This is a genomic window from Tepidimonas fonticaldi, from assembly GCF_007556755.1.
GTDB classification, from domain to species: Bacteria; Pseudomonadota; Gammaproteobacteria; order Burkholderiales; family Burkholderiaceae_C; genus Tepidimonas; species Tepidimonas fonticaldi.
Map to the genome: position 1 here is coordinate 1 of NZ_VJOO01000010.1, position 13,189 is coordinate 13,189.

General features: G+C 67.4%; 14 protein-coding genes and 1 CRISPR repeat array (1 of these 15 cut by a window edge). Of the genes, 13 read left to right on the plus strand and 1 reads right to left on the minus strand.

What is annotated here, in order from left to right:
• Positions 1–37 precede the first annotated feature (37 nt).
• Positions 38–1,120, minus strand: a complete 1,083-nt coding sequence (locus Tfont_RS14700) for a site-specific DNA-methyltransferase (protein WP_143968850.1) — start codon at positions 1,118–1,120, stop codon at positions 38–40.
• 66 nt (positions 1,121–1,186) lie between these two features.
• On the opposite strand from Tfont_RS14700, the gene Tfont_RS06595 reads away from it, so the two are divergent.
• From Tfont_RS06595 to cas2e, 13 genes are all read left to right on the plus strand, one after another.
• Entirely contained in the window at positions 1,187–2,122 is a 936-nt protein-coding gene (locus Tfont_RS06595) for an ATP-binding cassette domain-containing protein (RefSeq protein ID WP_143968851.1), read from the plus strand.
• A gap of 5 nt (positions 2,123–2,127) precedes the next feature.
• Complete coding sequence (locus Tfont_RS06600) at positions 2,128–2,949, plus strand: ABC transporter permease (protein WP_143968852.1); 822 nt, start codon at positions 2,128–2,130, stop codon at positions 2,947–2,949.
• A gap of 375 nt (positions 2,950–3,324) precedes the next feature.
• Complete coding sequence (locus Tfont_RS06605; RefSeq protein WP_143968853.1) at positions 3,325–3,531, plus strand: 2-oxoisovalerate dehydrogenase; 207 nt, start codon at positions 3,325–3,327, stop codon at positions 3,529–3,531.
• A complete protein-coding gene (locus tag Tfont_RS06610) occupies positions 3,528–3,773 on the plus strand; it encodes a type II toxin-antitoxin system HicA family toxin (protein ID WP_143968854.1) in 246 nt (81 codons plus the stop codon). Before Tfont_RS06605 ends, Tfont_RS06610 begins: the two co-directional genes overlap by 4 nt.
• 3 nt (positions 3,774–3,776) lie before the next feature.
• Positions 3,777–4,394 carry a CRISPR-associated protein Cas4 gene (cas4, locus tag Tfont_RS06615; RefSeq protein WP_221934274.1) on the plus strand — a complete coding sequence of 206 codons (618 nt, stop codon included), beginning with the start codon at positions 3,777–3,779 and terminating at the stop codon, positions 4,392–4,394.
• 210 nt (positions 4,395–4,604) lie between these two features.
• Entirely contained in the window at positions 4,605–7,139 is a 2,535-nt protein-coding gene (gene cas3, locus Tfont_RS06620; protein ID WP_143968855.1) for a CRISPR-associated helicase Cas3', read from the plus strand.
• Complete coding sequence (gene casA, locus Tfont_RS06625) at positions 7,132–8,742, plus strand: type I-E CRISPR-associated protein Cse1/CasA (protein ID WP_143968856.1); 1,611 nt, start codon at positions 7,132–7,134, stop codon at positions 8,740–8,742. Before cas3 ends, casA begins: the two co-directional genes overlap by 8 nt.
• Complete coding sequence (casB, locus tag Tfont_RS06630; RefSeq protein ID WP_143968857.1) at positions 8,739–9,266, plus strand: type I-E CRISPR-associated protein Cse2/CasB; 528 nt, start codon at positions 8,739–8,741, stop codon at positions 9,264–9,266. The genes casA and casB overlap by 4 nt, the downstream gene beginning before the upstream one ends.
• A gap of 5 nt (positions 9,267–9,271) precedes the next feature.
• Positions 9,272–10,387, plus strand: a complete 1,116-nt coding sequence (gene cas7e, locus Tfont_RS06635) for a type I-E CRISPR-associated protein Cas7/Cse4/CasC (RefSeq protein ID WP_143968858.1) — start codon at positions 9,272–9,274, stop codon at positions 10,385–10,387.
• Between the two features lie 3 nt (positions 10,388–10,390).
• Entirely contained in the window at positions 10,391–11,104 is a 714-nt protein-coding gene (gene cas5e / locus Tfont_RS06640) for a type I-E CRISPR-associated protein Cas5/CasD (protein WP_143968859.1), read from the plus strand.
• Positions 11,101–11,799, plus strand: a complete 699-nt coding sequence (locus Tfont_RS06645; protein WP_143968860.1) for a type I-E CRISPR-associated protein Cas6/Cse3/CasE — start codon at positions 11,101–11,103, stop codon at positions 11,797–11,799. The genes cas5e and Tfont_RS06645 overlap by 4 nt, the downstream gene beginning before the upstream one ends.
• Positions 11,796–12,695: a type I-E CRISPR-associated endonuclease Cas1e gene (cas1e, locus tag Tfont_RS06650; protein WP_143968861.1), complete on the plus strand. Its 900-nt coding sequence runs from the start codon at positions 11,796–11,798 to the stop codon at positions 12,693–12,695. Before Tfont_RS06645 ends, cas1e begins: the two co-directional genes overlap by 4 nt.
• Positions 12,667–12,978: a type I-E CRISPR-associated endoribonuclease Cas2e gene (cas2e, locus tag Tfont_RS06655; RefSeq protein ID WP_143968862.1), complete on the plus strand. Its 312-nt coding sequence runs from the start codon at positions 12,667–12,669 to the stop codon at positions 12,976–12,978. Before cas1e ends, cas2e begins: the two co-directional genes overlap by 29 nt.
• 42 nt (positions 12,979–13,020) lie before the next feature.
• Positions 13,021–13,189: direct repeats of the CRISPR family, unit length 28 nt; unit sequence GTCTGCCCCGCGTGAGCGGGGATCGACC; it runs 5,665 nt beyond the window's last position.

The window sequence follows — 13,189 nt, forward strand, 5'->3', positions numbered from 1 at the left end:
CGGATCCTGGGTGTCGTGGTGGCGTTCTTGTGCAGCCTCAGATGCATCGTTTCAGCTCCAGCATGACCTCTCGGGCCAAGAGTAAACCACGGCGTGAACCAATTAACCAATCATCCGGGACACGACAGGTAGGTTTCGGCGTGATGAACACATCGTCGGACGACTCAAACTCGACCAGCTCAAGCAGTTCTTTCTTGGCTTCCTGGGTATGACCGACATCCTTATGGAGCCACAGGGTTTGCGGAACAATTCCGTCTTTGACCTCTGACAAAAAACGCTTGAGGCGAGGCATGTTGTTGCCGTCTGGGCCCCACCAGATGCGACCGTCTCGGTCAAGTTCAGCAAATTTCTCTTTGGATATGCGCCAGTACATCCCTTTACCCGGCCCAGCGATAATCCTTCCTGAAGGACAGGTAACTGGATAAGTGCCTTCGCTATAAAAATTTCGTGCTTGTAGATCCCCTGACGTCCATGGCCCACGCGGATCGTTATCGGGGTTCTTATATCTCGCTGTTGCCTCTTCGGCGCGCGGAATGAGATTGGGCCGCCACCTATCGGCGTTTGCCGCGTAGACGACGATGTAGTCGTGGTCCTCCGAAAGATGGCGTGCGCTGTTCTTGGGAGCAAAGACCTTCTGCCACAGCACAGTGGCAACAAAATTTCTGACCCCAAAAATCTCATCCATCAACAACCGCAAGCTGGCCATCTCGTTGTCGTCGATGGACACGAAAATCGCCCCGTCCTCGCGCAGAAACTGCCGCAACAGCACGAGGCGCGGGTACATCATGCACAGCCAGCGGTCGTGCCGATCCAGCGTCTCGCCTTCCTTGCCCACCACCTCACCCAGCCAGCGACGAATCTCCGGGCTGTTGACGTTGTCGTTGTACACCCAGCCTTCGTTGCCGGTGTTGTAGGGCGGGTCGATGTAGATGCACTTGACTTGCCCGGCGTAGCGCGGCAAGAGGGCCTTCAAGGCGTGCAGGTTGTCGCCCTGCACGATGAGGTTGCCGCTGTCGGCCTCGCCGTAGGAGAGTTCCGGCACCAGTTCCAGCAGGCGGAACGGCACTTCCTTGTGGTGTTTGACGACGGCATCCTTGCCGATCCAGTTCAGTGTGGGCATGTGGCCTCGGGACCTCCGCCCCGGAGTCTAGCAATCGGCAGCATCGGACCGCGGCACAATGCATCCATGGCCGAAACGTTGCTGCACATCGACGGGCTGACCAAGCGCTACGGCGGGCGCGCCGTGGTGGACGATCTGTCGTTTTCGATCGAGCCGGGCGAGTGCGTCGGGCTGCTCGGGCCCAACGGGGCGGGCAAGACGACCACGCTGGGCATGGCGCTGGGGCAGGTGGCGCCGGACGCCGGCTCGGTGCGCGTGTTCGGCCTGCCGATGCCGCAGCAGGCGCGCGCGATCAAGGCGCGGCTGGGCGTGGTGGCGCAGTTCGACACGCTGGACCCGGACTTCACCTGCGCCGAGAACCTGCTGGTCTACGGGCGCTACTTCGGCCTGCCGGACGCGCCGCTGCGCGCGCGCATCGGGCCGCTGCTGGAGTTCGCGGCGCTTTCGCACAAGGCCGACGCGCGCCCTGGGGAACTCTCCGGCGGCATGCGCCGGCGCCTGAGCCTGGCGCGCGCGCTGGTCAACGACCCGGCGCTGCTGCTGCTGGACGAGCCGACCACGGGGCTGGACCCGCAGGCGCGCCACCTGATGTGGGAGCGGCTGCAGCGCCTGCTGCAGCAGGGCAAGAGCATCCTGCTGACGACGCACTTCATGGACGAGGCCGAGCGGCTGTGCCACCGGCTGGTGATCGTCGACCACGGCCGACGCATCGCCGAAGGCGCCCCGCGCGCGCTGATCGCGCAGCATCTGGAGCCGGAGGTGATCGAGCTGTACGGCGAGCAGGGCCAGCCGGACGTGGCCGCGCTGCTGGACGACGAGGCGCGCGCGCTGGCGGGCCGCGTCGAGACGCACGGCGAGACGACCTTCCTCTACACCCGCGACGCGCGCCCGCTGCTGGCGCGACTGGCGGGGCGGCCACAGCTGCGGCTGCTGCACCGCCCGGCCAACCTGGAGGATCTGTTCCTGCGCCTGACCGGCCGGCAGATCCGCGCCGAAGGATGACCCCGATGCGTGACGCCTTCCACCCCGCCTACTGGGCCCCGCCGCGGGCCAGCACGCGCTTCGTGGCCGTGTGGCAGCGCAACCTGCTGGTGTGGCGCAAGCTGGCGATCCCGAGCCTGGTCGGCAACATCGCCGAGCCGCTGATCTGGCTGGTGGCGTTCGGCTATGGCATGGGCGCGCTGGTCGGCAGCGTCACGCTGCCCCTGCCCGGCGGCGGCGCGCAGCCGGTGCCGTACCTGGTGTTCCTGGCCAGCGGCAGCGTCTGCATGAGCACGATGAACGCCGCCACCTTCGAGGCGCTGTATTCGGCGTTTTCGCGCATGCACGTGCAGCGCACCTGGGACGGCATCCTCAACGCCCCGGTGACGCTGGACGACATCGTGCTGGCGGAGATGTTGTGGGCGGCGTTCAAGGCGCTGTTCACCGCCAGCGCGATCCTGCTGGTGATGCTGCTGGGCATCGGCCACAGCCCCAAGCTCGTGCTGGCGTGGGCGGTGCTGGCGCTGACCGGCGTGACGTTCGCGAGCCTAGCGCTGATCTTCAACGCGCTGGCCAGGGGCTACGACTTCTTCACCTACTACTTCACGCTGTTCCTGACGCCGATGATGTTTCTCTCAGGCGTCTTCTTTCCGCGCGAACAGCTGCCCGGCTGGGTGCAGGCGGTCGGCGAGGCGCTGCCGCTGACGCACGCGGTGCAGCTGGTGCGCCCGCTCTTCCTCGACCACTGGCCGGCCGACGCGGCGCGGCACGTGGCGGTGCTGGCCGGCTATGCGCTCGCGGCGTTCTGGGTGGCGCTGGCGCTGACGCGGCGGCGCTTTGCGCGTTGACGGTGAAGCCGCCACGGGCGTGCACCCAGACCCCATCTTCTCACACCGGCCCAGTCCTCCATATGATGCTCGCATGCGCGTCGTAAGCCCTGCGCCGATGGCAACTTCCAATGCAAATCCATGGCAACGAACGCCGGCCTGTCCCCTATCGCCCACGTCGCTCGCGACGCGCAAGGCAACTGGCGCGCGCCGCACGCGTTGGACGAGCACTTAAGGCGCGTTGCGCTCCTAGCCGCTGAAATGGCACAGCCCTTTGGCGCTCAGAACCGGGTGTCGAGGTCGCGCGCAGCTTTCAAGACTACGACGTCGTCGTTGTCGAGGAGCACATGCCCTCCAGCGTGACCCTGCACCGCCTTTGTTGAAGGATGCTCGACCATGACCGAAATCCACTTCATTGTCGAAGAGGCCCCGGAAGGCGGATACATCGCGCGCGCCGTGGGTGCAGACATCTTCACTGAGGCCGACGACCTCAGCCATTTGCACGCCCAGGTTCGGGACGCCGTGCGCTGCCATTTCGATGAGGATCGGCGGCCTAGCCTCATTCGTTTGCACATCACTCGCGAGGAAGTCCTGGCGGCATGAGATTGCCACGTGACCTTTCCGGTGCAGACCTGATCAAGCGCCTGAGTCGGTTCGGCTATGAGGTCACGCGCCAGACGGGCAGCCATGTCCGCCTCACCAGCCACGACCGCGGCGAGCATCACCTCACCATCCCCAACCATGACCCGCTGCGCATCGGCACTCTGGCAGCCATACTCGACAGCGTGGCGGCGCATCATGGCCTGACACGGGACGAACTCCTGCAACGCCTTTTCGATGGGTAGCGCATGAACGTTCCGGACGCCCCCATCCCCATCTCTGCTCTCCAGCACTGGGCCTACTGCCCGCGTCAATGTGGGCTGATCCACCTGGAACAGACCTTCGGGGACGACGTTCACACCGCCCGGGGCCAAGCCGTGCACCGCTTGGTCGATACACCCGGCGAGGAATGGAAGGTGGGGGTGAGGGTTGAGCGGTCTTTGCCACTCTGGTCTGACAGGCTCGGCCTCATCGGTAAAGCCGATTGGGTGGAGTTTCACCCAGATGGCGGGGTGTTCCCTGTCGAGTTCAAACACGGCCGCAAGCGCCAGAAAGTGTATGACGACCTACAGCTTGCGGCCCAGGCGATGTGCCTGGAAGAGATGCTTGGCAGGTCGGTGCCCAAAGGAGCCATCTACCATGCCAGCAGCCGACGGCGGCGTGAAGTAGCGGCCGCAGGTGCCGCTGCATCACATCGGCGCCCTGGTGTGCTTCGGCAAAGTCATGGTCTCGCCCGCCCCCATGCAGCAAGCGACTTTGACCTGGTGCGCGGCAAGCCTCGGCCTTCGGGCCGGGGAAGGATAGCGCGGACGGCTGCGCCGTCCTACAATGGCGTTGCTGCCGACAACCAAGGCAGCCTACGGTAGGGCATGCCGGAAGTAACGCCTGTGGAGATACGAGCAGCGGTTGCGCACTCGGCCCAGGAACCCACCGAAGCGACTCATCCCGGCTCGATGCCGGGGTGAGCGCCGTAGGAATCCCCCGACTTTAGGCGGGGGAGGATGTCAAATCAGAGAAGGTGGCGTGGTCAGCCTCAACGATCTAGCAGCTGTTAGGGAGCCAAACTGCATCCATCGATGGACCGGAGTTGTTGGGGCAAGTGTGGGCCGGACGGCAAGCGTCACCCACTCGTCGATCACTGTTTGGATGTGGCCCTGGTCTTCCGCGCCCTGCTCGACATCGAGAACGTGGCGCGGCTCGGTGAGCTGGACCAAAGACTCAAAGACCGGTTGGCCGTCATTGCCTTCCTTCACGACCTGGGCAAGTGCAACTGGGGCTTCCAGGCCAAGGCCGACCCGCAGGCCCGCGACACCGCCGGCCACGTGCTGGAGGCCCTGACGCTGCTCGGTGAGCTGGAACAGCAGTGGCCGGCGACGTGGCGCGAGCTGCTGGCCGACCTGTGCGGCTGGTTCGGTGGCGACGGTGAAGCGGCCATGGCGATGCTGCTCGCGGCCATCTCCCACCACGGCCGGCCGGTGTCCGGCAATGATTACCAGGCGTCGGGGGCTGCCCGCGCGGTGCGCTATTGGAAACCCGCCCACGGCTACGATCCGATGGGCGCATTGGTCGCGCTCGCGCAGGCAGCACGCCAAGCCTTCCCTGCAGCCTTCCAACCCGATGGAGCGCCGCTCGTTGCCACGCCGGCCCTGCAGCATCGCTTCGCGGGCCTGGTGATGTTGGCCGACTGGATCGGCTCGGACACGCACTACTTCCCTTACCGCGCCTCGCCCAACGAAGACCGCGCAGCGCTCGCCCGTGACGCCGCCGCCCGCGCCCTGCGGGCCATCGGCTTGGCGCCGCCTCCGTCGCGGCAGTCCAAGAGCTTTCTCGCGACGTTCGGGTTCGATCCGTCGCCGTTGCAAAAACAGTTGGCCCAAGAACTGGCGGTCGAAGAGAGCCACCGCTTGCTGCTCATCGAGTCGGACACAGGCTCCGGCAAGACTGAGGCGGCGCTGGCGTGGTTCTTCCGGCTGTATGCCGCGGGCGTGGTGGATGGCCTCTACTTCGCGCTCCCAACGCGGGTGGCGGCGCGCGAGCTGTACGAGCGTGTGCGCAAGGCCATCGACGCGGCCTTCGAGCCCCACGCCCGCCCCAGCCCCGTGCTGCTGGCCGCTCCTGGCTATGTGAAGGCCGATGGCACACCGGTGCTGCCCAACCCCGCGGGCACCTTGTGGGACGACAGCATCCGCGATGCCCGACGCGAGCAACTATGGTCCGCGGAGCGGCCCAAACGCTTCCTGGCCGCGCCCATCGGCGTGGGCACCATCGACCAGGCGCTGCTGTCGGCCTTGCAGGTCAAGCACAGCCTGCTGCGCTCGGTGTGCCTGGACCGGCACCTGCTCGTGGTGGACGAAGTGCACGCATCCGACACCTACATGCGGGAGGTGCTGCGTGCGCTGCTCGACGGGCATCTGCGTCGGGGAGGCTGGGCCTTGCTGCTGTCTGCGACGCTGGGCGAGTCGGCTGCCGCGCCCTTCTTCCAGCGCCCTGTGCTGCCGTTGGCGCAGGCGCTGCAACGCCCTTACCCCGCCCTCAGCACGCAGGCCGGCCCCCGTGCCATTCCCGCCTCGCGACCCGCCCGGCGCGTCGAGGTGACGCTCAGCCCCACGCTCACCGATGACGACCCCTTGGTGCCGGAACTGGTGGAGGCACTGCGGCACGGCGCCCGGGTGCTCGTCGTCTGCAACACCGTGGCCCGAGCCAATGCCTTGCTGCGGCACATGGAAGCACATCTTGCATCGGCCGCGCCTTCGCTGCTGCCCGCATTGTTCGCGCTGGACGGCATCCGCTGCCCGCACCATGGCCGCTTCGCGCGCGAGGACCGCGAGCGTCTCGACGCGCACGTGACGAGCGCGCTGGGCAAGCATTCCCCGCATGGGCCCTTGCTGCTCATTGGCACGCAGACGCTCGAACAGAGCCTCGATATCGACGCCGACTGGCTCGTCACCGACCTCGCGCCGATGGACGTGCTGGTGCAGCGCTTCGGCCGGCTGCATCGCCACGAGCGCAAGGCGCGGCCCGAGCCCTTCGCCACGCCGCGCGCCTGCGTGCGGGTGCCGCACGCCCCCCTCGCGGGCTTCCTGCGCAGCGACGGCACTCTGCGGGGCCCCGCGGGCCTGGGCAGCGTCTACGACGATGGGCGTGTCCTGCAGCGCACGCTCGAGGAGTTGAGCGCGCGTACCGCCATCGTGCTGCCCGAGGACAGCCGCGCCCTCATCGAGCGCACGACCCACCCCGAGGCTTGGGCAGAACTTCCGCCTGAATGGGACCCGCACTGCGCTTGGCTGGAAGGCGCCCGCCTGGCCGAGCTGCGCGCGGCCGTCGGTGCCGTGCTCAAGGAAGAGCCCTTCGGCGATCTGCATTACAGCGACAAGTCCGAGAAGGTGGTCACCCGCCTGGGCACCCCGACTTTCGACGTGCCGCTGACGGCGCCCTGCCGCTCGGCGTTCGGCATCCCCGTCGAACGCGTGCAGGTTCCGGCGCATTGGCTGCCCGACGCCCCACTGCCAGACACCGTGACTGCCGAGCCCAATGCGGAGGGATTCCGGTTCGTGCTCGGCGAGCGCGCGTTCCGCTACACCCGTTTCGGCCTGGAGAAGGACGATGCATGACCTGCTGACAGACGAACTCATCGGCGTGCGCACCCCCGAGGGCGAGCGCCATGTGAGCCTGCCGACGCTGTATGCCCTGCTGGCGCAAGGCGCCGTCGACGGCTACACGGGCTTGCGGGCGCACCAGGCCGACCCCTGGCATGTGTTCCTCGTGCAAGTGGCGGCCAGCATCCAGGCGCGCCGCCCCACCGAAGAGCTGCCCACCGATCCTGCCTACTGGCACGACGGTCTGCTGGACTTGGCCGACGGCCAGGAGACGGCCTGGAGCCTGGTAGTGGAAGACGTCACGAAGCCCGCGTTCCTGCAACACCCGTGGTCGAGTTGGGAGGCCGAGGCCAAGGACTACGGCGCGGAACAGAAGCGCGGTGTGTGGAGCTACCAGCCCAAAGCCAGCACGCCGGACGAGCTCGACGTCCTCATCACCTCCAAGAACCATGACGTCAAGATGAGCCGCGTCGATGCGCAAGAGGCGCAGGCGTGGCTCTACGCGCTGCTGCTTTATCAGACGACGAGTGGCTTCCTGGGCGCGGGCAACTACGGCATCGTGCGCATGAATGGCGGCTTCGCCAGTCGCCCCATCGTCGCGTGGACGCAAAGCCTGCACCCCTCGCGTCGGTTCATTGACGAGGTGAGCGCCCTGCGCAGCCTGCGCGAATCGACCCAGGCCGCCTACGGCTTTCGCGCGCGAGGCACCGTGCTCACCTGGCTCACTCGTTGGAACCGGGAGGGCCACCAGCACAGACTGCACGATCTCGAGCCGTGGTTCATCGAGGCAACACGGCCGGTGCGCCTGTACCGCACGCCCGACGGCGCAGTGATCGCGCTGGGCGCCACCAGCAAGGCGCGACAAATCGGGCCGAAGAACCTTGAAAGCGGCGACGTCGGTGATCCGTGGATTCCGCTCAACACCGAAGACAAGAAGAAGGGCCGCTCGGCGCTGACCCTGCCTGCCGCGGGTTTCACGCCCGACCGCCTCACCGATCTGCTCTTCGAGCAAGGATTCGAGCTCACCGCGCTGCAAAGGCCCCGCCCCGGGGATGAGCCCGGTTGGTTTGTCGCCAGCGTGCTTGTCCGCGGCCAAGGCACGACGGAAGGTTTTCATCGTGTCGAACTGCCCGTGCCGCCCAAAGCGCGCATGGCGCTGTTTTCGGCGGCCAGTCGCGACACGCTTGCGCATTTCGCGCAGTCCTTGTTGACCGATGCCAGCGGCGTCATGGCGGCCCTGCGCACGGCCTTGACCGTGTTTGCGGAAGGCGGGCCGGAAACCGCGGACTTCGACCGCGACGCCGTGAAGCGCTGGGTGGACCGCACCCGCGCCGACTTCGGCAAACGCTGGGAGGCCAGTTACTTCCCCACGCTGTGGCGGGCGGTGGACGAAAACCGCGAGGCCGTCCGGCAAGGTTGGCAGCACGCGCTGGTGCAGCAAGCGCGCGAGCTGCTCGAGGAGGCCCACACGCGTCTGCCACTCCCTTCCAACCGCCGCTACCGCGCCATCACCGAGGCGCACCGCGCTTTCGCCGGCGTGCTGCGCAAAAAGGGCCTGTCCGTGTCCACTGACAGGCCCGCCCCACCCATGGAAACCCACGAGGAGCTCACCGCATGACGCTCTCTGCCGAACCCCAAGCGGGCGAATCGTCGCTCGCCGCCACCGTCGGCCGCGTGGCCGGCGTGATCGGTCACCCTCACTACCCCACAGGTGACCGGGCCGCGCTCAAACGCTGGTCGCCGGATCAACCGATGCCGCTCGCGTTCTATCGGCTGTGGCTGCGCCACGTGGGCGACGCTCTTCCTTCCGAGGCCCAAGCTCCGACATGGATGGCGCTGGCCTGGGGCTTGGCCACCCTCGGCGCCTCGTCGCATCGCAAAGAACGCCCGCTGGGCCGGGCACTCGCAGAGTCTGGCTTTGCGGAAGCGCGCCTGGAGCGGCTGCTCGGCGCACCGGACGATCTGCGCGTCGAGCTGTTCATGAGCATGGTGCGCTTTCTCGCCGCCAAGAACGAAAGCTTCGATTGGCTCGACGCCGCCACCTTCCTGTTGACCACCGACGCACCAACGCGCGAACGCGTGTGCCGACGCATTGCCCAAGCCTTCTACCGCCATCAGCCGCGAGACAACGCCAAGGAGTGACACCGATGTTCCTGCAGATCCACACCCTGACCGCCTACCCTGCCAGCCTGCTCAACCGCGACGATGCGGGCTTGGCCAAGCGCATCCCGTTCGGAAACGCCACTCGGCTGCGGGTGTCGTCGCAGTGCTTGAAGCGCCATTGGCGGGAAGACCTCACGCGTCAGCTACCCGATCTGCCGGATGGGCTACGCACGCGTTCGTTCTTCACGCGCACGGTGCTGCCCCGCGCGGTGGCGGCGGGCGTGAGCGAGGCTCTGGCCTCCGCGCTGATCGAGCTGCTGGCCAAGGCCGTGATCGATGGTGGCGTCAAGGAGGGCGGCGATCTGAACCAGCCCGTGCTGTTCGGCCTGCGTGAGGCCGACTACTTCGTGCAGATGCTGGTGGACGCCAGCCGCGAGGCCGACCCGGCCAAAGCCCTGGCGGAGCGGCTGAAGTCCAAGGACGAGAAACAGAACCTGGCCGCCATGAGCAAGGCCGCCGCCGGGCTGACGGCTGCTCTCTTTGGCCGCATGGTCACGTCCGACCTGCTGGCCCGCGTGGATGCGCCGGTGCATGTGGCCCATGCCTTCACCGTGCACGCGTCCAATACCGAGATGGACTACTTCACCGTCGTCGACGACCTCAACCGCGACGACGAGATCGGCGCGGCGCACGCCAATCAGTCCGAACTTGGCGCGGGCGTGTACTACGGCTATGTCGCGGTCGATGTGCCGCTGCTCGTCTCCAACCTGACCGGCTGCGAGGCCAAGGAGTGGCGCCAGCAGGATTCGGCCACGCCGGCCCGCGTGCTGGGGGCGCTGGTGCGCAGCATCGTCCAGCAAAGCCCGGGGGCCAAGAAGGGCAGCACCGCGCCCTATGCCTGGGCGGACCTCCTGCTGCTGGAGGCGGGCACGGCGCAACCGCGGTCGCTGGCCAATGCCTTCCTCGAGGCCGTCCCCGCGAAGGGCGATGTGCGACAGCAGGCCGCCGAGCGGATGCTCGCGTACCTGGGCAAGCTCGACGCCATGTACGGCGCGAACTCGCAGCGCCAGCTCGCCACCACCTTGTCGCTGTCCTCGCCCTTGGCGGCGCAGCCGGTCGAGAACGCCGTGCGGGCCGCGCTCGATGCGCTGTGGGCCTGACCCATGGAATGCCTGCTGCTTCGTCTGGATGCGCCGTTGATGAGCTTCGGCGCCGTGGTGGTGGACCAGTTGAACCCGATCTGGCGCTTCCCGGCCAAATCCATGCTGGTCGGGCTGCTGGGCAACGCGCTGGGCTGGGATCACCGGGACACGGACCTTTTGCAGGGCCTGCAAGCGCGCCTGCGTTTTGCGGCGCGGTGGGATGCGGAGCCCGAGCCCTTGACGGAATACCAGACCGTGGACCTCGGCCAGGACTTCATGCTCGACACCGGCTGGACCACCCGGGGTCGCCGCGAGGACCGCAAGGGCGGCACCGCAGCCACGGGCACGCACCAGCGCTGGCGCGACCACTGGGCCAACGGCGTTGCCACCGTCGCGATGGCGCTGGACGGGGACGGCGAGCCGACGCTCGACGCGCTGGAGACCGCGCTGCGCGCCCCGGCGCGTCCGCTCTTCATCGGCCGCAAGCCGTGTTTACCGGCCGCGCCCTTGCTCATCGGCCGGCGCAAGGCGGTCGGCGTCAAGGCGGCCCTCGCGGCTGAGCCCTTAGCCGATGTGGCACCCCGCCAACGACCGTCGCGTATCCCGGCCCTGTGGCCTCGTGATGAAGGGGATGCCGCGCAGTGGGAGGAACGCTACGACCTGCGCGATTGGGAGCAGAACATCCATCGCGGCAGCGAGCGTTACGCCGTGGGCTATCTGGAGGTCGGGCGATGAGCGGCTTGCACTTGGTACGCATCCCCGTCGTGGCGCCCCGGCTGCTTCGATTTGCCGCCGAGCAAGGCATCACGCAGGAAGAAGAAGGGCTGGGCTACACGCTGCATGCCTGGTTCGCGGCCCTGTTTGGCGAGGCCGCTCCCAAGCCGTTTCGATACTTCGAGCGGCGCCACGAGGTGCTCGGGTACTCGGCACACTCCGCCGCCGAGTTGCTCGACCGGGCACAGGCCTTCGCCTCGCCTCAGGCTTGGGCGGCACTCGACCCCGCGGGCGTTTTCAGCAAACCCATGCCTGCGGCCTGGCGCGCCGGTCAACGGCTGCATCTGGAGGTGCTTACCTGCCCCGTCTCGCGCAAAGGGGATGAGGAGAAGGATCTCTACCTGCGCACCCTCGACCGTCTGGGCGCCGATGCCCCGCCGCGCGGCGAGGTGTACCGGCAATGGTTTGCCAGCCAATGGAACGGGGCGGTGCAACTCGAAGAGGTGGCGTTGCTGGGCATGGCCGCACGCACGCGACTGCTGCGCCGCGCGCGCAACGGCCACAACCGGTTGCTGGTCGTCGAACGGCCGCAGGCCCTTTTTGGCGCGAATGCCATGGTGCAGGACGGCGAACAATTCGCCGAACGGCTCAGCCGCGGCATCGGCCGCCATCGCGCCTTCGGCTTCGGCATGGTGTTGGTGGCGCCGCCGCGATGAGCAACGGCCCCGGCCTCCTGCATGGGCGGCTGGGCCTGGCCGCCTCGCGCATCCCGCATGCGGACCGCCACGGCCTGCTGTGGCTGGAGTACGGCAAGCTCTCGGTCGAGGACGGCACGCTGCGCTTCGTCGCGGCGCGCAGCGAGACGCTCGACGCGGGGGACTACGCCATCCCATATCAGGCCGTCTCGATGATTCTGCTCGGCCCCGGCACGAGCATCACCCAGGACGTGCTGCGGCTATGCGCGCGCCACGGCGTGTTGATCGCCGCCGTGGGCGAAGGCGGCGTCAAGAGCTACACCGCGCCGCCCTTGGGGCAAGGGCGCTCCGACGTGGCGCGCGCCCACGCCGAGCGCTGGGCCGACCCCAAGCGCCGGCTCGACACTGCACGGCGCCTGTATGCCTGGCGCTTCGGCCGCGTGCTGCCGCACCGCGACATCGAAACCCTGCGCGGCATCGAAGGCGCGCGGATCAAGGAGAGCTACAAGCTCGTCGCGCAGCGCTTCGGCATCGAGTGGCACGGACGCCGGTACGACCGTCAGAACCCGAACGCCGCCGATCTGCCCAACCAAGCACTCAATCACGCCGCTACCTTTGTGGAAGCGGCGGCTGACCTGGCGGTGGCCGCCGTAGGCGCCCTGCCGCCGCTCGGCTTCATCCACGAAGATTCCAGCAATGCCTTCACACTGGACATCGCCGACCTCTACCGCGTGGACCTCACCCTGCCCTTGGCGTTCGGCGCCGTGCGCGCGTACCGCGATGGCGACGCGGACCACCTGGAGCGAGAAGTGCGGCGCCGTGCGGCGAAGCTGTTCCGACAGGAAAAGCTGATCCCCCGCATGATCGACCGCATCAAGGAGCTGTTCGATGTCGATGACCGTGGTGGTGACGCGTAACGTCTCCTCCCGCGTGCGCGGCTTCCTCGCCTCCGCCATGCTGGAACTGGCCCCGGGCGTCTACAGCGCGCCGCGCATCTCGCCTGCCGTGCGAGACCGTGTTTGGGACGTGCTGAAAGACTGGTTCCCCAACGAGCGGGACGCGTCGCTCATCATGATCTGGCAGGAACGAGACGTCCCGGGCGGCCAAGCCGTGCGCACGCTCGGCAGCCCGCCCATCGACTTCGTGAACGTCGACGGCCTCGTCCTCGCCCGCCGACCGCCCCCGGTCGGAGCTCCTTAACAATTCGGTTTCTCTTTTGCAGTCAAGGTGTTAGACTGCAGAGTCTGCCCCGCGTGAGCGGGGATCGACCCGCTAGCACCAGCAGCAAGACCTACGCTAGCACGTCTGCCCCGCGTGAGCGGGGATCGACCTAAACCCTAGGGCTTCACTTCGTGTTACTGCCAGTCTGCCCCGCGTGAGCGGGGATCGACCTCTAATCACTTCTTGCGTC

Excerpts from the sequence above, each read along its gene's own strand:
- Tfont_RS06595 (WP_143968851.1), top strand. The coding sequence starts at position 1,187 with ATGGCCGAAACGTTGCTGCACATCGACGGGCTGACCAAGCGCTACGGC.
- Tfont_RS06600 (WP_143968852.1), top strand. The coding sequence starts at position 2,128 with ATGCGTGACGCCTTCCACCCCGCCTACTGGGCCCCGCCGCGGGCCAGC.
- Tfont_RS06605 (WP_143968853.1), top strand. The coding sequence starts at position 3,325 with ATGACCGAAATCCACTTCATTGTCGAAGAGGCCCCGGAAGGCGGATAC.
- cas4 (WP_221934274.1), top strand. The coding sequence starts at position 3,777 with ATGAACGTTCCGGACGCCCCCATCCCCATCTCTGCTCTCCAGCACTGG.
- casB (WP_143968857.1), top strand. The coding sequence starts at position 8,739 with ATGACGCTCTCTGCCGAACCCCAAGCGGGCGAATCGTCGCTCGCCGCC.
- Tfont_RS06645 (WP_143968860.1), top strand. The coding sequence starts at position 11,101 with ATGAGCGGCTTGCACTTGGTACGCATCCCCGTCGTGGCGCCCCGGCTG.
- cas3 (WP_143968855.1), top strand. The coding sequence starts at position 4,605 with ATGGACCGGAGTTGTTGGGGCAAGTGTGGGCCGGACGGCAAGCGTCAC.
- cas7e (WP_143968858.1), top strand. The coding sequence starts at position 9,272 with ATGTTCCTGCAGATCCACACCCTGACCGCCTACCCTGCCAGCCTGCTC.
- casA (WP_143968856.1), top strand. The coding sequence starts at position 7,132 with ATGCATGACCTGCTGACAGACGAACTCATCGGCGTGCGCACCCCCGAG.
- cas5e (WP_143968859.1), top strand. The coding sequence starts at position 10,391 with ATGGAATGCCTGCTGCTTCGTCTGGATGCGCCGTTGATGAGCTTCGGC.
- Tfont_RS06610 (WP_143968854.1), top strand. The coding sequence starts at position 3,528 with ATGAGATTGCCACGTGACCTTTCCGGTGCAGACCTGATCAAGCGCCTG.
- cas2e (WP_143968862.1), top strand. The coding sequence starts at position 12,667 with ATGTCGATGACCGTGGTGGTGACGCGTAACGTCTCCTCCCGCGTGCGC.
- Tfont_RS14700 (WP_143968850.1), bottom strand. The coding sequence starts at position 1,120 with ATGCCCACACTGAACTGGATCGGCAAGGATGCCGTCGTCAAACACCAC.
- cas1e (WP_143968861.1), top strand. The coding sequence starts at position 11,796 with ATGAGCAACGGCCCCGGCCTCCTGCATGGGCGGCTGGGCCTGGCCGCC.